This window comes from Polaromonas sp. P1_F4, from assembly GCF_056405675.1.
The window spans coordinates 978,403-997,458 of record NZ_JBFUBP010000001.1 but is presented as its reverse complement, the minus strand read 5'-3'; the positions used below and the strand labels follow the sequence as shown (position 1 = coordinate 997,458).

The 19,056-nt window shown below is 60.1% G+C and carries 18 protein-coding genes; 10 read left to right on the top strand and 8 right to left on the bottom strand.

Annotation, left to right across the window (positions count from 1 at the left end; genetic code table 11):
* Nucleotides 1-12 precede the first annotated feature (12 nt).
* From cls to icd, 4 genes are all read right to left on the bottom strand, one after another.
* Nucleotides 13-1,470 carry a cardiolipin synthase gene (gene cls / locus AC1DYQ_RS04715; RefSeq protein WP_477685769.1) on the bottom strand — a complete coding sequence of 486 codons (1,458 nt, stop codon included), beginning with the start codon at nucleotides 1,468-1,470 and terminating at the stop codon, nucleotides 13-15.
* 127 nt (nucleotides 1,471-1,597) lie between these two features.
* Nucleotides 1,598-3,934: an ATP-dependent Clp protease ATP-binding subunit ClpA gene (gene clpA / locus AC1DYQ_RS04710; RefSeq protein WP_477685768.1), complete on the bottom strand. Its 2,337-nt coding sequence runs from the start codon at nucleotides 3,932-3,934 to the stop codon at nucleotides 1,598-1,600.
* A gap of 69 nt (nucleotides 3,935-4,003) precedes the next feature.
* Nucleotides 4,004-4,381: an ATP-dependent Clp protease adapter ClpS gene (gene clpS / locus AC1DYQ_RS04705; protein WP_457280765.1), complete on the bottom strand. Its 378-nt coding sequence runs from the start codon at nucleotides 4,379-4,381 to the stop codon at nucleotides 4,004-4,006.
* A 162-nt stretch (nucleotides 4,382-4,543) separates the two neighbouring features.
* Nucleotides 4,544-5,803, bottom strand: coding sequence for an NADP-dependent isocitrate dehydrogenase (gene icd, locus AC1DYQ_RS04700; RefSeq protein WP_457280764.1), 1,260 nt, complete (start codon nucleotides 5,801-5,803; stop codon nucleotides 4,544-4,546).
* 199 nt (nucleotides 5,804-6,002) lie between these two features.
* On the opposite strand from icd, the gene AC1DYQ_RS04695 reads away from it, so the two are divergent.
* Both AC1DYQ_RS04695 and AC1DYQ_RS04690 read left to right on the top strand, forming a co-directional pair.
* On the top strand, nucleotides 6,003-6,308 hold the full coding sequence (locus tag AC1DYQ_RS04695; RefSeq protein WP_457280763.1) for a hypothetical protein: 306 nt from the start codon (nucleotides 6,003-6,005) through the stop codon (nucleotides 6,306-6,308).
* 151 nt (nucleotides 6,309-6,459) lie between these two features.
* Nucleotides 6,460-6,897, top strand: a complete 438-nt coding sequence (locus AC1DYQ_RS04690) for a DUF192 domain-containing protein (RefSeq protein ID WP_477685869.1) — start codon at nucleotides 6,460-6,462, stop codon at nucleotides 6,895-6,897.
* A 66-nt stretch (nucleotides 6,898-6,963) separates the two neighbouring features.
* Here AC1DYQ_RS04690 and AC1DYQ_RS04685 read toward each other — a convergent pair whose 3' ends face one another.
* Both AC1DYQ_RS04685 and xseA read right to left on the bottom strand, forming a co-directional pair.
* Nucleotides 6,964-7,545, bottom strand: a complete 582-nt coding sequence (locus tag AC1DYQ_RS04685) for a Fe-Mn family superoxide dismutase (protein WP_431096247.1) — start codon at nucleotides 7,543-7,545, stop codon at nucleotides 6,964-6,966.
* A gap of 54 nt (nucleotides 7,546-7,599) precedes the next feature.
* The gene (xseA, locus tag AC1DYQ_RS04680) at nucleotides 7,600-8,919 is read right to left on the bottom strand and encodes an exodeoxyribonuclease VII large subunit (RefSeq protein WP_477685767.1); all 1,320 of its coding nucleotides are present in this window, start codon (nucleotides 8,917-8,919) and stop codon (nucleotides 7,600-7,602) included.
* Between the two features lie 340 nt (nucleotides 8,920-9,259).
* On the opposite strand from xseA, the gene AC1DYQ_RS04675 reads away from it, so the two are divergent.
* The 6 genes from AC1DYQ_RS04675 (at nucleotide 9,260) to adk (ending at nucleotide 13,218) form a co-directional block, all read left to right on the top strand.
* Complete coding sequence (locus tag AC1DYQ_RS04675) at nucleotides 9,260-9,898, top strand: MotA/TolQ/ExbB proton channel family protein (RefSeq protein ID WP_477685868.1); 639 nt, start codon at nucleotides 9,260-9,262, stop codon at nucleotides 9,896-9,898.
* Nucleotides 9,895-10,323, top strand: a complete 429-nt coding sequence (locus AC1DYQ_RS04670) for an ExbD/TolR family protein (RefSeq protein ID WP_457280760.1) — start codon at nucleotides 9,895-9,897, stop codon at nucleotides 10,321-10,323. Before AC1DYQ_RS04675 ends, AC1DYQ_RS04670 begins: the two co-directional genes overlap by 4 nt.
* Before the next feature lie 22 nt (nucleotides 10,324-10,345).
* The gene (gene lpxK, locus AC1DYQ_RS04665; RefSeq protein ID WP_477685766.1) at nucleotides 10,346-11,416 is read left to right on the top strand and encodes a tetraacyldisaccharide 4'-kinase; all 1,071 of its coding nucleotides are present in this window, start codon (nucleotides 10,346-10,348) and stop codon (nucleotides 11,414-11,416) included.
* Nucleotides 11,397-11,579, top strand: a complete 183-nt coding sequence (locus AC1DYQ_RS04660) for a Trm112 family protein (RefSeq protein ID WP_122956562.1) — start codon at nucleotides 11,397-11,399, stop codon at nucleotides 11,577-11,579. Before lpxK ends, AC1DYQ_RS04660 begins: the two co-directional genes overlap by 20 nt.
* A 37-nt stretch (nucleotides 11,580-11,616) precedes the next feature.
* Nucleotides 11,617-12,375, top strand: coding sequence for a 3-deoxy-manno-octulosonate cytidylyltransferase (kdsB, locus tag AC1DYQ_RS04655; protein ID WP_477685765.1), 759 nt, complete (start codon nucleotides 11,617-11,619; stop codon nucleotides 12,373-12,375).
* 186 nt (nucleotides 12,376-12,561) lie between these two features.
* On the top strand, nucleotides 12,562-13,218 hold the full coding sequence (gene adk / locus AC1DYQ_RS04650; protein ID WP_477648743.1) for an adenylate kinase: 657 nt from the start codon (nucleotides 12,562-12,564) through the stop codon (nucleotides 13,216-13,218).
* A gap of 96 nt (nucleotides 13,219-13,314) precedes the next feature.
* On the opposite strand, the gene AC1DYQ_RS04645 is transcribed toward adk, so the two are convergent.
* Nucleotides 13,315-14,271, bottom strand: a complete 957-nt coding sequence (locus AC1DYQ_RS04645) for an asparaginase (RefSeq protein WP_477685764.1) — start codon at nucleotides 14,269-14,271, stop codon at nucleotides 13,315-13,317.
* A 140-nt stretch (nucleotides 14,272-14,411) separates the two neighbouring features.
* Between AC1DYQ_RS04645 and lexA the strand changes: the two genes are divergently transcribed.
* Both lexA and AC1DYQ_RS04635 read left to right on the top strand, forming a co-directional pair.
* Entirely contained in the window at nucleotides 14,412-15,116 is a 705-nt protein-coding gene (gene lexA, locus AC1DYQ_RS04640) for a transcriptional repressor LexA (protein ID WP_477669422.1), read from the top strand.
* A 675-nt stretch (nucleotides 15,117-15,791) separates the two neighbouring features.
* Nucleotides 15,792-16,799: a D-2-hydroxyacid dehydrogenase family protein gene (locus AC1DYQ_RS04635; RefSeq protein WP_477685763.1), complete on the top strand. Its 1,008-nt coding sequence runs from the start codon at nucleotides 15,792-15,794 to the stop codon at nucleotides 16,797-16,799.
* 70 nt (nucleotides 16,800-16,869) lie between these two features.
* On the opposite strand, the gene AC1DYQ_RS04630 is transcribed toward AC1DYQ_RS04635, so the two are convergent.
* Nucleotides 16,870-19,005: a type IV pilus assembly protein FimV gene (locus AC1DYQ_RS04630; protein ID WP_477685762.1), complete on the bottom strand. Its 2,136-nt coding sequence runs from the start codon at nucleotides 19,003-19,005 to the stop codon at nucleotides 16,870-16,872.
* Nucleotides 19,006-19,056: the final 51 nt, after the last annotated feature.

Here is a 19,056-nt window from a genome sequence, read left to right as displayed (position 1 = left end):
CGAAGTAGGTAATTAGAGCAAGGGTGAAAACAGCCGCGCCGTGGCATCGAGCAGGCGCATCAAAAAGTTCTGGGGGCGATGTGCGCGCACGGGCGCAGCGCTGAACAGGTCGGTTTCAAACTGCGCAGCGAGCGGCCCTGCCAACGCGGGGCCGTAGACCACGGCCATCACTTCGAAGTTGAGGCGAAAGCTGCGGTTGTCGAAATTGGCGGTGCCGACCATGGCACAGCTGTCGTCGACGACCAGTGTTTTGGAGTGCAGCATGCGGGCCTTGTACTCCCAGACCTTGACGCCGGCGGCGATCAGTTCGTCGAAGTAGGATCGCGCCGCGGCGCTGACGACAAAGCTGTCGCTGCGGCGAGGCACCAGCAGGCGCACGTCGACGCCGCGCAACGCGGCGCTGGTCAGTGCCATCAGCGCGGGCTCTCCCGGCACGAAGTAAGGCGTGGTCAGCCAGGCGCGCTGGGTGGAGGCGTTGATGGCGGCCAGGTGCATGCGGTGAATCGGCTCCAGCATGTTGTCCGGCCCGCTGGTCACCACCTGCACCGGAATGTCGCCGGCTTCTTCGTCGGGCACCAGGAGGGGCAGCAGGTGCGGAAGGGTCCCGTCCGTGTCGGCTATCGATTCGCCGGTGGCGTAAGTCCAGTCTTCGAGGAAGGTGGTTTGCAGCCATCGCACCGCGCTGCCCTCAATGCGCAAGTGCACATCATGGTAGGCATCGGCGCGGGTGCGCCGGTCTTCTTCATCGGTGATGTTGACGCCGCCCGTGAAGCCGACGCGGCCGTCGCAGACGACGATCTTGCGGTGGGTGCGGTAGTTGGTCACCGGGCGCAGGCGGCGGCCTATGCGGGTGTCGTGAAAGAACGCAACCTCGACGCCGGCGGCCTCCAGGGGTGCCAGAAACCGGCTGCCAAGCCGCTTGGATCCAAGCGCATCGACCAGCAGCCGCACCTTGACGCCCCGCTCCGCACTTTCTGCCAGCAGGTCGCGCAGGGCAGTGCCGATGCGGTCAGGTTCAAAAATATAGTACTCGAGGTGCACATGATGGCGGGCGTCGCGGATCGCCTGGAAGATGCTGTCGAAGGTGTGCGCACCGCCTGAAAGCAGCTGGACGCCGGTAGCACTGGACACCGGCAGGCCGCAGGCGGCGGTTCCCAGGGCGGTCATTTGCCGCAGGGCCGGAGGTGCTCTTTCGGCCACGCCCTGCAACTGGGCCAGATCGGCATCGCCGCGCGCGCCGGCGCGGCTGCGCAGCCGCTTCAGGCGCTGCTTTTTGAGGCGCTGGGGACCGAGGAAGTAGTAAATCACGAAGCCGGCGAACGGCAGCAAGGCCAGCGACAGGATCCAGCTCATGGTGGAAACCGGCGCGCGCTTTTGCATCACGATCCAGACCGACAGCACGGCAATGTAGGCACTCCATGCCAGGGAGAGGCCGGTTTTCCATTCTGAGCTGAGTTCGGGAAGGATCAAGGCGGGGCGTCTTTTGTTTTAGGAAGCGCGGGTGAAATGAAAAAAGGCCGATAGCGTGATGCTACCGGCCTTTTTTGGGTGCGCGAAAACTATCCGCGCCGCTGGATTGACTGGATCCGCGAAATGGTCAGTTGGTCTCTGCCGCTTCGGCTTCCGGCTTGGCTTTGCCTTCCTTCTTGGGCAGCGGCTGGATGTCGAGCTGGACTTCCCCGGTCTCAACGCCCTTCTCGTCCGTCGTGACCTTCATATCCACTGTCAGGCGGCCACCGTCGGTCAACCGGCCAAACAGCAGCTCGTCGGCCAGCGCACGGCGAATCGTGTCCTGGATCAGGCGCTGCATCGGGCGGGCACCCATGAGCGGATCAAAGCCCTTCTTGCCGAGGTACTTGCGCAACGTGTCGGTGAAGGTGACTTCCACCTTCTTCTCGGCAAGTTGCGTTTCAAGCTGCAGCAGGAACTTGTCGACCACGCGCAGGATGACGGTTTCGTCCAGCGCCTTGAAGCTGACAGTCGCGTCCAGGCGGTTGCGGAACTCGGGCGTGAACAGACGCTTGATGTCGGCCATCTCGTCGCCGGACTCGCGCGGGTTGGTAAAGCCAATGGTCGCCTTGTTCATCGTCTCGGCACCGGCGTTGGTGGTCATGACGATGATGACATTGCGGAAATCGGCCTTGCGCCCGTTGTTGTCCGTCAGCGTGCCATGGTCCATGACCTGCAGCAGCACGTTGAAGATGTCCGGGTGCGCCTTTTCGATCTCGTCGAGCAGCAGCACAGCGTGCGGCTTCTTCGTGATGGCTTCGGTCAGCAGGCCACCCTGGTCAAAACCGACGTAACCCGGAGGCGCACCAATCAGGCGGCTCACGGCATGGCGCTCCATGTACTCGGACATGTCGAAGCGGATGAGCTCAATGCCCATGATGTAGGCCAGCTGTTTGGCAGCTTCGGTCTTGCCGACGCCGGTGGGGCCGGAGAACAGGAAGGAGCCGATCGGCTTGTCGTCCTTGCCCAGGCCGGAGCGCGCCATCTTGACGGCGGAGGCCAGCACTTCAAGGGCCTTGTCCTGGCCGAAGACCACGCTTTTCAGGTCCCGCTCGAGCGTCTGCAGCTTGCCGCGGTCGTCGTTGGAGACATTGGCGGGCGGGATGCGGGCGATCTTGGCCACGATCTCTTCGACCTCGGCCTTGGTGATGATCTTCTTGCGTTTGGACGCGGGCAGGATGCGCTGGGCAGCGCCGGCTTCATCGATCACGTCAATGGCCTTGTCGGGCAGATGGCGGTCATTGATGTACTTGGCGCTGAGCTCGGCCGCAGCCTGCAGGGCAGCCACGGCGTACTTGACGCTGTGGTGCTCTTCAAAGCGCGACTTCAGGCCCTTGAGGATGTCGACCGTTTCCTGCACGGTCGGCTCGACCACATCGACCTTCTGGAAGCGGCGCGACAGGGCCGCATCTTTTTCGAAGATGCCGCGGTATTCAGTGAAGGTGGTCGCGCCGATGCACTTGAGCTGGCCGCTGGACAGCGCCGGCTTGAGCAGGTTGGACGCATCCAGCGTACCGCCCGAGGCCGCACCGGCACCGATCAGGGTGTGGATTTCGTCGATGAACAGGATGCCGTTGGGCTTGTCCTTCAATGCCTTGAGCACGCCCTTCAGGCGTTGTTCGAAGTCACCGCGGTACTTGGTACCGGCCAGCAATGCGCCCATATCGAGCGAGTACACATTGGCTTCGGCCAGGATCTCGGGTACGTCTTTTTGCGTGATGCGCCAGGCCAGGCCCTCGGCAATCGCGGTTTTACCCACACCGGCCTCACCGACCAGCAGCGGGTTGTTCTTGCGGCGGCGGCAGAGAATCTGGATGACGCGCTCGACTTCATACTGGCGGCCGATCAGCGGATCGATCTTGCCGTCCTTGGCGAGCTGGTTCAGGTTGACGGTGAATTGTTCAAGCGGTGAGGCTTTTTCGCTCTTCTCGCCACCCTCTTCGCTTTCGGCAGCGCTCTCGCCTGCCTTGGCTGGTTCCGGCGGGTCGCTCTTCTTGATGCCGTGCGCGATGAAATTCACCACGTCCAGGCGCGTCACGCCCTGCTGGTGGAGGTAATACACGGCGTGTGAATCCTTTTCACCAAAAATGGCGACCAGCACATTGGCGCCGGTGACTTCCTTCTTGCCGTTGCCGGTGGACTGCACGTGCATGATGGCGCGCTGGATCACGCGCTGGAAGCCCAGCGTGGGCTGCGTGTCGACATCGTCGGTGCCGGCGACCTGCGGGGTGTTGTCCTTGATGAAATTGGCCAACGACTTGCGCAAGTCGTCCACATTGGCTGAGCAGGCGCGCAATACCTCGGCTGCACTGGGGTTGTCCAGCAAGGCAAGCAAGAGATGCTCAACGGTGATGAACTCGTGGCGCTGCTGACGCGCCTCGACAAACGCCATGTGCAAGCTGACTTCTAGTTCCTGGGCAATCATTGATCTTCCTTTCGGCTTGCTTGGGTTAACTCTACTGACTTATGAAGGGAATATTGGCCGGATTTACGATTATTCAATGGGCTCACTGACACACTGCAGCGGATGGCCGTTTTTCCGGGCAGCTTCGGTGACCTGGTCCACTTTGGTCGCCGCTACGTCCCTGGAAAACACGCCGCAGACACCTTTGCCGTCCAGATGGATCTTCAGCATGATCTGCGTGGCGGTGTCATGGTCCTTGTTGAAAAACTCCTGGATCACCACCACCACGAACTCCATGGGGGTGTAGTCGTCGTTGAGCAGGACCACCTGGTACATCTGCGGGGGCTTGGTCTTTTGCGGCCGGCGCTCCAATACGACCGACTCTCCCCCATTGCCGTTATCGGGCTTGATAGCCGGCACTGGGGGCTGCACCGGAGAGTTGGGGGATTTGGGAGACTTGGTTGCCATGGAATTCATTCTAGCCACCGATGTAGTCCAGTGCGCCTGATAGGGAAATTGGTGGCGGGAACGCGACATTCAAGCGTGATTTTTTTCCTTTTCCGTGGCCAAGAAAAAAACCGCCGCGGGATTGCTCCCGGGCGGTTCTCGGAAAAACCGGCTGAGCCAGCTTTACATGTGGTCGATCATGACCTGGCCAAAGCCGGAGCAGCTGACCTGGGTTGCGCCTTCCATGAGGCGGGCGAAGTCATAAGTGACCTTCTTGGAGTCGATGGATTTTTCCATCGAGCTGATGATCAGGTCGGCAGCCTTGGTCCAACCCATGTGGCGCAGCATCATTTCGGCCGAGAGGATCTCGGAGCCGGGGTTCACGTAGTCCTTGCCGGCATACTTGGGCGCAGTACCGTGGGTGGCTTCAAACATGGCGACGGTGTCGCTCAGGTTGGCGCCGGGGGCGATGCCGATGCCGCCGACCTGGGCAGCCAGCGCGTCGGACACGTAGTCGCCGTTCAGGTTCAGGGTGGCGATCACGCTGTATTCAGCGGGACGCAGCAGGATCTGCTGCAGGAAAGCATCGGCGATGCTGTCCTTGACGGTGATTTCCTTGCCGGTCTTGGGGTTCTTGAACTTCATCCATGGGCCGCCGTCGATTTCCACAGCGCCGAATTCCTTCTTGGCCAGGGCATAAGCCCAGTCACGGAAGCCACCTTCGGTGAACTTCATGATGTTGCCCTTGTGCACGATGGTCACGCTGGGCTTGTCGTTGTCGATAGCGTACTGGATGGCCTTGCGCACCAGGCGCTCGGTGCCTTCGCTGGAAACTGGCTTGATGCCGATGCCGGAGGTGTTCGGGAAGCGAATCTTCTTGACGCCCATCTCGTCCTGCAGGAACTTGATGAGTTTTTTGGCCTTGTCGCTGCCGGACTCGAACTCGATACCGGCGTAGATGTCTTCCGAGTTTTCGCGGAAGATGACCATGTGGGTCTTTTCAGGCTCTTTGACGGGCGAAGGAACGCCCTTGAAATACTGGATGGGGCGCAGGCAGACGTAAAGATCCAGCTCCTGGCGCAGCGCCACGTTCAGGCTGCGGATGCCGCCGCCCACCGGGGTCGTCAGCGGACCCTTGATCGACACGACGTAGTCACGAACAGCGTGCAGGGTTTCTTCTGGCAGCCAGACGTCCGGGCCATAGACCTTGGTCGACTTCTCACCGGCAAACACTTCCATCCAGTGGATCTTTTTCTTGCCGCCGTAGGCTTTGGCAACAGCAGCATCAACCACTTTCAGCATCACCGGCGTAATGTCTGCGCCGGTGCCGTCGCCTTCAATGAACGGAATGATGGGTTCGTCAGGTACGTTCAACGAGTTGTCGGCATTGACAGTGATTTTTTGGCCTTGGGAAGGCACCTTGATGTGCTGATACATGAACAAAAGTCTCCGGTAAGCGCAAGGCGCCCAAGGGCACGCCACGCAACAGTTAGGTAAAAACCCCTAAATTCTAGCCGTAAAACCGTACAGCAAAAGAATTTGGGGGCATCGTGTCAACGGCTTTGGAACCGGCCTCGTTACGGTAGGGCCTCCGAGAAGTTCGGGGTATTTTTTCCAATAACGTTATCAAAGGAAATTCCAAATGAACAAAATCCTCGCTGCTTTGATCGCTGGCCTCTTCGCTGCTGGTGCTTTCGCACAAGCTTCCGCTCCTGCGGCTACTCCAGCCAAGCCAGCTGTTGCCGCAACGCCAGCCGCTCCTGCTGCAAAAGCAGAAGCCAAAGCTGAAGCCAAGCCAGCCAAAATGACCAAAGAAGAAAAAGCTGCTGCCAAGGCCGCAAAGAAAGAAAAAGCTGCTGCTGACAAGAAAGCAAAAGCTGAAGCCGCTGCAGCCAAGAAAGCCGAAGCTGCTGCCGCCAAAAAAGCAAAAGCTGAAGCCAAGAAGTAATTCCTGGTGACTTCGGTCAAAATGCCCGCCGCGTGCGGGCATTTTTTATGCGCGTCGTTTATGCTGGCCGATCAACTTCATGCGTGGTGACTCTATGTTTTTCGAACCCGGTACTGTCTTTTTTCGTGGGGCGTTCAAGGGCCTCACCCAGATGCTGGCTGTTGCCGCCTTGTTTGTGCCCCTGGGTGCTTCGGCGCAGGACGGTCCCCAGATGAATTTACAGCGCGTCAAGCTGTCGGCCGGCATGCACCTGATTGATGCACAGGTGGCACTCACGCCGGAACAGCGGCAAATCGGCCTGATGTTCCGCAAGGAAATGCCGCAACAGGAAGGCATGATTTTTATCTTCGAGCAGCCAGCCCAGCAGTGCTTCTGGATGAAAAACACCTTGCTGCCGCTGACCGCCGCCTTTGTGGCGGATGACGGCACCATCGTGAACCTCGCCGACATGAAACCTCAAACCACAGACCCACACTGCTCTGCCCAACCCGTGCGCTTTGTCCTGGAAATGAACAAGGGCTGGTTTGCGCGAAAACGCATCAAGGCCGGCAGCAAACTGGGCGGCCCGATTTTCGAGGCGAAGCGCTGATTTCTCGCTTTTAAAACAAAAAAAGCCGACTCATGTCGGCTTTTTTGTGAGCGAAGGCTTCTCGCCTCAGGCGAAGTTGGCCTCGGCAAAACTCCAGTTCACCAGATTGGAGAGGAAGGTCTCGACAAATTTCGGACGCAGGTTGCGGTAGTCGATGTAGTAGGCATGCTCCCAGACATCCACCGTCAGCAAGGCCTTGTCGGCAGTGGTGAGCGGGGTACCTGCCGGGCCGGTGTTGACAATATCAACCGTGCCGTCGGCTTTTTTGACAAGCCACGTCCAGCCGGAACCGAAATTGCCAACGGCCGACTTGACGAAAGCCTCTTTGAAGGCAGCGTAAGAGCCAAACTTGGCGTTGATGGCTGCAGCCAGCGCGCCGCCAGGCTCGCCGCCGCCAGCAGGCTTCATGCAGCTCCAGAAGAAGGTGTGGTTCCAGATCTGGGCTGCATTGTTGTACACGCCACCACTGGATTTCTTGACGATCTCTTCGAGCGTCATGGCTTCAAACTCAGTGCCTTTTTGCAGGTTGTTGAGGTTCACCACGTAAGCATTGTGGTGCTTGCCATGGTGGTATTCAAAGGCTTCCTGGCTGTAATGCGGCGCCAGGGCGTCGATGGGGTACGGTAGCGGGGGGAGTTTGTGTTCCATGATTTTTTCCTCGTGGTGATGAATAAACTGCTTTTAACGATGTCATTGTAAAAACTAAATCAGCCTGCGCGCAGAAACCGTCAAATCGACCTCGCCGTCGGCAAGGGTAGCGCGTACGGGTTGTCCCACATGGGTCTTTTCGCGGCTTGTAATGGGCTGCCCCTGAAGGTCGGCAAGCCAGGCATAGCCGCGCTTCAGAACCAGTTTGGGGTCCAGCAATTCAAGCCGCAACTGCGCGCGCTCAACGCGCTGCTGGCCGCGCCGCAGGCTGCCCTCCACCTCGCGCGGGAAGTCGCTGCCCAAGGCCTGTAGCTTTTGCCGTTCGTGCTGCAGTGCCGAACGCGCCGCATGGCTCAGGCTCTGGCCGAGCCCGGCCAGGCGGGCATGCTGCCTGGTAACCAGATGCGACGGCCGGCTGATCCGGGAAGCCGCCCAGTCCAGGCGCTGGTTGTGCGACTCCAGCTGCCGGTCTATGCCGTTTTGCAGCCGCGATAGGGCCAAGTCCAGCGCACCCAGCCAGACAGCTTGGGGCTGCGCGCAGAGTTCTGCCGCGGCGGTCGGCGTGGGCGCACGCACGTCAGCGCAAAAATCGGCGATCGTGAAGTCGGTTTCATGCCCCACCCCGCTGATCACCGGCATGGGCGACTCCACCAGGGTCCGGGCAAGCTGTTCATCATTGAAAGCCCACAGGTCTTCCATGGCGCCGCCACCGCGTACCACCAGCAAGACATCCACATGGTCCAGCGATCGCCGTTGATAGGCTTTGAGCAAAGCGGCGCGCAATTCGCCGGCGGCCTGGGCGCCCTGTACGCTGGCAGGATAAATAACCACGGGAATGTGCGGTACACGGCGCTGCAAAGCACTCATGACATCGTGCAAGGCGGCGGCACCCAGCGAAGTCACCACACCAATGGCGCAAGGCAGCAAAGGCAAAGGCCTTTTACGGCCTGGGTCGAAAAGGCCCTCAGCTTCAAGCCTCGCCTTGAGCAGCAGGAACTGTTCAAAAAGGTTGCCCTGGCCTGCCTGGCGCATGGACTCGACCACCAGTTGTAGTTCACCGCGCGGCTCATATACACCCAGCCGTCCCCGCAGCTCCACCAATTGGCCGTCGCGCGGGGAAAAGTCCAGCATCGTGGCAGCGCGGCGGAACATGGCGCAGCGAACCTGCCCCTGTTCATCTTTGAGTGAAAAATAGCAGTGGCCGCTGGCCGCCCGCGAAAACCCGCTGAGCTCACCCCGCACCGCTACTGGGTTAAACCGGGCTTCCAGGCTGTCCGAAATTGCCCTCAGCAAAGACCCAACAGGCCATACACGAATACCCGCCTCGCGTGCTGCCGCTTGAGGGTTCTCCGAAGGGACTGATGCATCAAACACGCCTAAACCCCTTGGCAATCCGGGTGTAATACTCCACAGAGCGCCGCCCCTCAAGGCTCAAACCCCTGGTTTCACGCGGATATCGAGATAAGTTCGTGTAACTCATTGATTTTGAATAACTTAATTCTGCTCAAAATTTCATCGTTCTGTCACATGCACGATTTGGCGCGGCTTGCAGGCCTCTGCGCCACTACTTGCTAACAAAGTTATCCACAGCTTCTGTGGGCTACGTCCGACACGCGGTGAAGTTGCGAACATTTAACAGGTCAGGCTCAGCTGCAACGAGATGGCAGTTTCTGTAAGCCATAATCCACCACAACTTACTGCCTGGAGATGTGCATTGTTTTCGATCATACAAGCCGCAGGTTGGCCGATTTGGCCCCTGGTTGCCTGCTCTGTCTTGGCCCTTGCTCTGGTTATTGAGCGTTTTACCAGCCTAAAAACCCGAAAAGTCGCCCCCGCCAAGCTGCTTGACGAAGCCATCACCGTCTCCCGCGCCTCCGTCCCCTCCCCCGATGTCGTGGCGCAGCTTGAACAGAATTCGCTGCTCGGCGAAGTGCTTGCCAGCGGTTTTCGCGCGCTGAACATCAATCCCCGGATCAGCGAAGATGACCTGCGCTCCACGCTGGAAGGCGCGGGACGCAAGGCGGCCCATAAGCTGGAGCGATACCTGGCAGCCCTGGCAACCATCGCCTCTGCTGCGCCCCTGCTCGGCCTGCTGGGTACGGTCATCGGCATGATCGAGATTTTCGGCTCCCAGGCAGGTGGTGGAGGTGTGAGCAATGCCGCTGGCGGCAACCCCGCCCAGTTGGCGCAAGGCATTTCGATTGCGCTCTACAACACGGCTTTCGGCCTGATGGTGGCCATTCCCTCGCTGATTTTCTGGCGCTATTTCCGGGCGCGCGTGGACGGATATCTACTGACGATGGAGCTGGCGGCCGAGCGTTTTGTACGCCACCTCAATACCCTCAGAAAATGAACTTCCGCCCCCATCCTCATGACGAGCCGGAGATCAACCTGATCCCCTTCATCGATGTGCTGCTCGTGGTGCTGATCTTCCTGATGCTGTCCACGACCTATAGCAAGTTCACCGAACTACAGGTCAAACTGCCGATCGCCAACGCCGAACAGCAGCGAGACTACCCCAAGGAAGTCATCGTCGCCGTGAGCAGCGACGGCCGCTACATGGTCAACAAGACTCTGGTGGAAGGCCGTGGCATCGAAGTGCTGGGAGCCGCACTGGCCGAAGCAGCGAAGGCCGGCAAGGAGAGCGTCATCATCATCAGCGCCGATGCCAACGCCACGCATCAAGCCGTCATCACCGTCATGGAGGCCGCACGCCGCCAGGGGCTGACGCAAATCACATTTGCAACGCAAAGCGCCGCAACGGCCGGGGCCAGATAGGCCGGGGCCGGTTGCCCATTCCATGCAGCCTTCGCGGCGAAATGGCAGTCATCACGTGAAACAGATTTTGCAGAATGCCTGGCACAGACGGGGTTGGCTGGCATGCCTGCTCTGGCCGCTTGCCCAGGCCTATGGCTTGGTCGTGCGGCTGCGGTGGGTGCTGTATCGCCGTCACATTCTCCGGTCCGAACATTTTGGCGTTCCGGTGGTCGTGGTCGGAAACGTCATCGCCGGCGGCGCCGGAAAAACACCGCTGGTGATTGCCCTGGTGAAACATCTGCAGGCGCAACAGATACGGGTAGGGGTGGTGTCCCGAGGTTATGGAAGGCACGGCACTGACTGCCTGGAGGTGATCCCCGGTACACCCCCTCATCTCACGGGCGACGAGCCGGCCCTTATCAAGCGCGCAACGGGTGCGCCTGTTTTTGTTGCCGGCAAGCGTGCAGACGCCGTGCGCGCATTGCTTGCCGCGTATCCGGGTACGGCTGTAGTCGTGTGTGACGACGGGCTGCAACACTACGCCCTGCAGCGCGATATCGAGATTGCTGTGTTCGACGACCGAGGTGTGGGGAACGGTTGGCTGCTACCGGCAGGCCCATTGCGTGAGCCCTGGCCCGCACGCGAACGGGTTGGCTTGAATTTTGTACTGCACACCGGGCAAAAACCGGCATTTGGAGGGTTTGTTTCCAACCGCAAACTGGGCAACGAAGCTTATTCCGCCCGGGACGAACCGGTCTCGCTGGCGAGCCTGCGGGGCCAGCCCCTGGCGGCACTTGCGGGCATAGCCAACCCTGAAGCATTTTTCGGAATGCTGAGGGAAACCGGCCTGACGCTGCAGGCCACAACGGCCCTCCCCGACCACCATGACTTCACCGATCAAGACCTGGAAGCGGAGGCACTCAAAGGGCGCGTGGTGCTGTGCACTGAAAAAGACGCTGTCAAGCTTTTTGCCCTGCAGGGCACGTCACAAAAGGAGGTTCTGGCCGTGCCTTTGGTGTTTACGCCCGAACCAGCGTTCTTTGCCGCACTCGATGCCCGGCTGGCCCCGCTGATTTCTCCCTTACCATCAGGCCATGGACACCAAACTGCTTGAACTGCTGGTCTGCCCTGTGACCAAAGGCCCGCTCGACTACGACCGGGAAAAACAGGAACTTGTTTCCCGCAGCGCCCGCCTCGCCTACCCGGTGCGCGACGGGCTTCCCGTGCTGCTGGAAAGCGAAGCGCGGACCTTGACCGACGAAGAGCTCGGCCTGTGAACGAGTCCTTGAAAAAAACAAGCCAGACCCCGAAAGCATGAGCTTCACCGTCCTCATTCCGGCCAGACTGGCCTCTACACGCCTGCCCAACAAGCCGCTGGCCGACATCGGCGGTGCACCCATGGTCGTGCGTGTGGCGCAGCGCGCTATGAAAAGCACCGCCTTGCGCACCGTCGTCGCAACGGACAGCAACGAAATCATCGAAAAATGCGCGTCTTTCGGCATCGCCGCCGTGCTGACACGAGAAGACCACCCCAGCGGCAGCGACCGGCTCGCGGAAGCCTGCAGCGTGCTGGGACTCGCGGACGACGACATTGTGGTGAATGTGCAAGGTGACGAGCCGCTGATTGACCCGGCCTTGATCGACGCGGTCGCGCGCCTGCTCATCGAGCGACCGGACTGCGCCATGAGCACGGCGGCGCATGCCATCCAGCAGCTGGCCGACCTGAACAACCCCAACGTGGTCAAGGTGGTGCTTGACGCGCGCCATACGGCCCTTTACTTCAGCCGCTCACCCATTCCGGCCGCGCGCGACTTTACCGGCAAGGCGTGGTGGGAGGCCGGCAGCAGCCTGCCCCGGCCACTCCGGCACGTCGGCATTTACGGCTACCGGGTGGGATTTCTGCGGGAGTTCCCGCGCCTTCCCCAGTCGCCACTCGAGCAACTGGAGTGCCTTGAGCAACTCCGGGCACTGTGGCACGGCCATCGCATCGCCGTGCACATCACCGGCGACGCGCCCGGGCCGGGCGTTGACACCCCGGAAGACCTGGACCTCGCCCGCAAGTTGTTTTCCTGACCTGCCCTCCCCGGCACGACGCCGGCTCGTAAGTTGCTGTCAGGGGTGCATGCTATCCTTGGGAAAAACACAAGTGTGAGGCCTGCAGGACGTGCCGGCAGCCCTCCATACCTGTCAAGCAGCCCCTGCGGAAACCGGCCGGCGGTTCGGGCTGACTTCAAGAATTCATAAAATCCGAGGACATCCATGAGACTGATTTTGTTGGGCGCGCCTGGCGCGGGCAAAGGGACGCAAGCGACCTTCATTTGCCAGAAGTACGGTATCCCCCAAATTTCCACCGGCGACATGCTTCGTGCGGCCGTCAAAGCCGGCACGCAGCTGGGCATTGAAGCCAAAAAAATCATGGACTCGGGTGCACTGGTCAGCGACGACCTGATCATCAATTTAGTCAAAGAGCGCATTGCCCAGCCCGACTGCGCCAAGGGCTTTCTGTTTGACGGCTTTCCGCGCACCATTCCGCAGGCCGACGCCATGAAGTCTGCCGGCGTCAAGCTGGATTACGTTCTTGAAATCGACGTACCCTTCGACGCCATCATCGAGCGCATGAGCGGACGCCGTTCGCACCCCGCCTCAGGCCGCACCTATCACGTCAAGTTCAATCCGCCCAAGGTCGAAGGCAAAGACGATGTGACCGGCGAGCCGCTGATCCAGCGCGATGACGACAAGGAAGAAACCGTCCGCAAGCGCCTGGAGGTTTACAGCGCCCAGACCCGTCCGCTGGTTGAGTACTACTCCAGCTGGGCAAAGTCAGAGCCTGAACTGGCCCCAAAATATCGTGCCATCAGCGGCATGGGCGGTGTTGACGAGATCACCGCCCGCGCGTTCAAAGCGCTGGCGGGCTGAATCGAGCCTCCAGCGAGTCCATCTGCACCCCAAAGCCGTCAATCTGACGGCTTTTTTCATTCTGGTTCCCGGCAGACTGGAATCGCAAGGCAGGGTTCAGCTTTCCGCCAGCAACTCGAGCATCATCGCTATCCTCGCCTTCACGGGGCTCAGCCCCTGCGAATCAGAAAACAGATCCCCCGGTGTGGGCAAGACACGACCATTGAGGCACCTTGTCGACCGGACGACCCGCACCCCCGCAGACCGCGCGCGAAGCAAGGCCGCCTCCAGCGCATGGTGCAAGGTGCCATTACCCGTGGCGGCAACTACAAGCCCCTGAACACCCTGCGCCAGCAACGCGTCCACGACCGCACCACTGGCGCCGGCATGGTTCATGACAATCTCAACGCGCGGCCACTGGACCGGAACCACGGAGTTCGCTATTATTTTAATAGCTGCTTGCGCCCGTTCTACATGGGTTTCAGGCCAATTTCTCATTAACCTGAGGAATCCTTCCTCCACATAGCCAATCGGCCCCGCATCACCGGAGTCAAAGGCGTCAACCTTGTAGGTATGCACTTTCTGCACGTCCAGCGCGCTGTGGATGGTTCCGGCGCACACCGCAACAACACCCCTCGCCCCTGCATGACGCGCCACCGCCATGGCATCCAGCATGTTCTGGGGGCCGTCAGGCACCAGCGCCGTCGCGGGCCGCATGGCGCAGGTCAGCACCACGGGTTTATCGGGGCGGCACACCGCATGAAGGAAATATGCCGTCTCTTCCAGCGTGTCCGTTCCGTGCGTGATGACAATGCCCTGCATGTCCGGCTGGGCCAGAAAGTAGTTGACCCGACTGGCCAGCTGCATCCATACCTCGAAGCTCATGTCCTTGCTATCGACCTGCGCGACCTGTTCGGTCATCAGGGGGCCGAACCTTGCCAAGGGCGGGACCGCCGCGACCAGCTGCTCAACGCCCACCTGGGCAGCGGTATAGCCAATGTTGTCCGACGCACTCGCAGCCTGCCCGGCAATCGTGCCGCCAGTGCCCAGAATCACAATATTTTGAGGATGCATAAGACGTAAACTTGCAATCTTTTAAAAACTGGATGAAAATACAGTTACTGGATATTAAAACAGCTACAGTAACGTTGCGTACCTAAGGCCAACAGGCAATACGCAAACGGGCTGAAGTTGTGATTCAAGGAGCAACAGTGATGAGCACACTCGATAACTTTTCGCATTTTCCCTCTGAGGCTCCCAAGCTCACTGCGCGCCAGCAGCAAATTCTGGAATTGATCCAGAGCGCCATCGCGCGCACAGGCGCCCCGCCTACCCGTGCTGAAATCGCCGCCGAGCTTGGCTTTCGCTCTGCCAATGCCGCCGAGGAGCACTTGCAGGCACTGGCCCGCAAAGGCGTCATCGAACTGGTCAGCGGGACCTCACGCGGCATACGTTTGCGCAATGACGCCCTTCGCAGCCTGAACGAATCCAGAATCAAACAGTTTTCCCTGCCGTTGCAAAGCCTGGCCCAACTCGCCCTACCTCTGGTGGGGCGGGTTGCTGCTGGCAGCCCAATTCTCGCGCAGGAACATGTCGAGCAAACCTATTATTTTGAAAGCAGCCTGTTTCAGCGCCAGCCCGACTACCTGCTCAAGGTCCGCGGCATGAGCATGCGGGACGCAGGCATCATGGATGGCGACCTGCTGGCCGTCAAGCAATCCAAGGAAGCCAAGAATGGTCAAATTGTCGTGGCCCGGCTGGGTGATGAAGTGACCGTCAAGCGCTTTCGCCGCAACAAGCACCTGATCGAACTTCTGCCCGAAAACCCGGACTTTAAAACCATTGTGGTCGAGCCCGGCGAGCCTTTCGAACTGGAAGGTCTGGCCGTCGGCCTCATTCGCAACACGATGCTGATGTAGGCAGCTCACCTGGCCACGCACCAGGTGGCGGGCGTTTGGCCGTTGTGATGGCCAACACCCTGGTGCCGGGGCCTTCCTGGCAATTTGCCAGTTTGCAATCCTGCCTGTGTAAACCTCTCTCATACAGGAGTTCATCATGGGAATCGTCAGTTTTTCACATTCACCAATGTCGTCAGTCCTGCTGGCCCCCGTGCAGGCATTGGTGTCATTGTTATTGCCGGCGCAGGGTATGGCTGGGGCAAGCCGTTTTTCCGCGCCAGCCGGCGCGCAGCCCAGATCTCACCAGCTTGCGCTACCCTTTGCTTCCGGCGATTTCGCGGCAATGCGCGGCCCATCTGCCCGCGCCACTGGTGCTCTTGCCGTCCAACCCTCTGTCAAGGCGTCCCGGCCCAGCCGGCTGCGAGTTGTCCGTGAGTTTGACTCCAATGTCGGCCCAGCGTGCGCTGGCCGCATGGTGATATCCGGCCGCATGGCCGACGTCTGCGCGGAACTTGAGCGCATGAGCCAGCGAGAAACCTCTTTGAGATAACTGGTACAGCAAGCTTCCCACCAGAAGTTCAGCCCGGGCCTATGCGCTTTGCGGCGCCGTCTGGTGCGTTTCCTTGAGATACAAAATCCCCAGTCGGAAGTGACCCCGGCGGCAAGGAAGAAAAATCTTGCAGGCACAATATCGGCATGAATATTGTGATCCTCGACGATTACCAGGACGCGGTGCGGAAACTGAACTGCGCGGCCAAGCTGGAAGCCTACCCCGCCAAGGTCTATACCAACACCGTTAAAGGCATCGGCCAGCTGTCCGTCCGCCTCAAGGATGCCGATGTCATCGTCCTGATCCGGGAGAGAACCCAGCTCAACCGGCAAGTTATTGAAAAACTGCCCAAACTCAAGCTGATTGCCCAGACAGGCCGTGTCGGAAGCCATGTAGATGTCGCGGCTTGCACAGAACGCGGCATCGCGGTTGCCGAGGGCATTGGGTCTCCTACGGCACCCGCGGAGCTGACCTGGGCGCTGGTGATGACCGCCATGCGCCGCATTCCACACTATGTAGCCCACTTGAAGCATGGCGCCTGGCAACAGGCAGGGCTCAAGTCAGCTTCGATGCCACCCAATTTCGGCATCGGCTCCGTCCTCAAGGGCAAGACATTGGGGGTATGGAGCTACGGGAAGATCGGGCAAATTGTGGCTGGCTACGGCAGGGCCTTCGGTATGCGTGTCATCATTTGGGGCCGTGACGCATCACTGGAGCGGGCACAGGCCGATGGCTTTGAAGTCGCGGCCAGCAAAGCCGAATTCTTTGAGCAAAGCGATGTACTGAGCCTTCACCTGCGGCTCAACACGGAGACACGCGGTATCGTCACGCTGGAAGACCTGTCGCGCATGAAAACCACGTCCCTGCTGGTGAATACGTCAAGGGCGGAGCTGATCGAACCGGAAGCATTGATCGCCTCCCTCAATCGCGGGCGGCCCGGCCTGGCGGCCATCGATGTTTTTGAGTCGGAGCCCATCCTGCAAGGCCATGCGCTGCTCCGACTGGAAAACTGCATTTGCACGCCGCATATTGGCTATGTTGAACAGGACAGCTATGAGCTGTACTTTGGCGCGGCGTTTGACAATGTCGTCAACTTCATCAAGGGCACGCCCACCAATATCGTCAACCCGGGGGCCTTGCAAGTACGGCGCTGATGTGACACGCCCAGCCTGATCAAGTGCGCGCAAATCGGAAACTCCCGGCGAGCCAGGCTGAAACTTTCGCTCAAGTTTTCTGCGTCGGCCCCGAAGAATCCGGAAAGTCGAGGTCAAACTCGATGAGATTGTTGGCAGCGGCTTGCGGCGGCCGCGCACCAGCGTCGATCGATGGAAACGGGGCCAGGTCCGCCCCCTCACCTGCACTCAAATCAATATCAAGGCCAAGCCGGGGGGACGCGGGAGGCTGTGTCGGGTCGGTTGCGCTTGCCACGGCAGGAGATGGCAAGGGCGCCACGATCTGGAACCGGGCTGACAGTGGCTGGATGCTGGTGGGTCCAAAGCCTGCAACGCTTGGGAGCGTATCCGGCATGGTCGGAATCGACGGTGCGTCCGATGGTTTGACCGGTGCTTCGGCGTCGCCGGACGGCCGGCTAACAATCCTTTTTGCGATCGAGTGGAGGAGCAACAGCTCGCGGTAGGCGGCCAGGCTGAAGACCTCTCCCCGCGAATCCGGTTTGCGGAATATGGACTCTTCAAGTACGTCGAGTACCTTGGGCGTTGGCCAGAGGGCCTCAATCCGCGAGAGAGCCTCCGTGTAATACTCAAGATCGTGCGTATTCGCCGCGTATTCGTCGAATGCCGGCACCTTGGCATTGAACATCTTGTTGAAGTCTGTGCGCAACGCGTCGTAATCCTCCCGGCGTCCCAAGCTGTGATAGAGGTCAAACAGGTCGAGATAGACGAGCGCGCTTGTTTCCACGTTGTCCATGATGTGGTGGCGCAGAACATCTACCGCCTTGTCGGGCCGGCCGAGCGACAGGAAGAAATCGGCCTGTTGCTGCACATCAAACAGCTCTTCGGCATTCACAATCCGCGGCATGCTGCTGATACCGCTCAGGCTAGGCAGAAATTCCGAGGGAAATCTGGATTCGGCAACCCTTGGGCGCGCCACGGCGCCTGAAGCCGGCGTATTTTTCGGCGCCTCGAAAAATGGTTCGCTGGGATCGAAATCAACCAGCGAATCGGGCAAAGGCCCGGCGCTCACCGATTCAGCTTCTGAGGCCCTGCGCAAGAAGGCCTTCCCGGTGTTACCCGTACCTTCAGTCACATAAGGCGCGCCGTCTTCAGCAAACCCCTTGCCCCACCATGATCCCCGGCTGACACGGTTTTGCTGTCGGCTACGTATCCATAGCGCCAGGATCGCAAGAAGGGAGGCGGCCAGCAAGGCGTAAAGGGCGTATACGAGCCAGTTGTCATAGCGTTCACCGCGCGCCTGCTCAAGCTGGCCGCGCATTTCCATCACGGCTTTTTCGGTTTTCTGGCTTCGCGCGAGCATGCCGGCAACATCGGCTTCCAGGGATTTCAGGCGCTGGCTCTCGCGCACCATGTCTTGCGGCTGTGCATTCAGCGCCTGCCACAGTGCGGCGGCGGCAGCGCGCTGCTGGGCGTCCGTTGAGGGTTCCGTCAGCAGCTCCGGCGAAGACCTAAGCACAGGGTCGCGCTCGGCCGCCAGGTCAATGGGGTCAAGTTTCAGGCGAGAACGGGGCTTGCCCGCCGGCCCGGATGCGGACTTCCCAGACCCGCGGACAGCAGGCGTTGCCTGCAGCGACCCAACTGAAGCAGTCGATCGCAATTCACTGCCTCCGGCAGGCGGGACTTTTCCGGACCTCGCTCTTGGGGATTTTCCCGGGCTGGAGGGCGCGGAGCCTGCCTGTGCCTTTGTGGCGTTGCCGCCAGCGCCAGCAACACCAGGCATCTGCGTCACCAGAGGCGCAGTCGCCACGACTTCTCCGCCGACAACGGGAATCGGGTTGGTGTTTTCTCCGGCCACTTCCGCCAGCAGCACATACTTGCGCGTGTTTTTCTGCAGGCATCCTTCACGCACATAGAGTGTCACCACCGGCTCATCGACGCCTGAGCTTGTGCGGATGCGGATCAGTGCCTCACCGGAAGCGCCTTGCGACGTGACAACACGTACTTTGTCCTGGGGAACCTGGCTGTCGCCAAAAAAAATATCAGCCGCCACGCAGACTGCAGACAGCCCTTCCGTGCCGTCCAGGTGCGCCGACAGAGTGACATCAAGGGGGCGTCCGACAAGGGTGGCGCCGCGCATGCGCCCCAGCGACAATGCCACGCTGTGGACGGCAACGCCCATCAGCAGAACGCCAAGGAGATATTTGACAGGCTTCTTGGCAAGTTTCATGGGGTGGGCAATTTTGACACGGGACCCTGACAAATACGGTCGGCCATAATT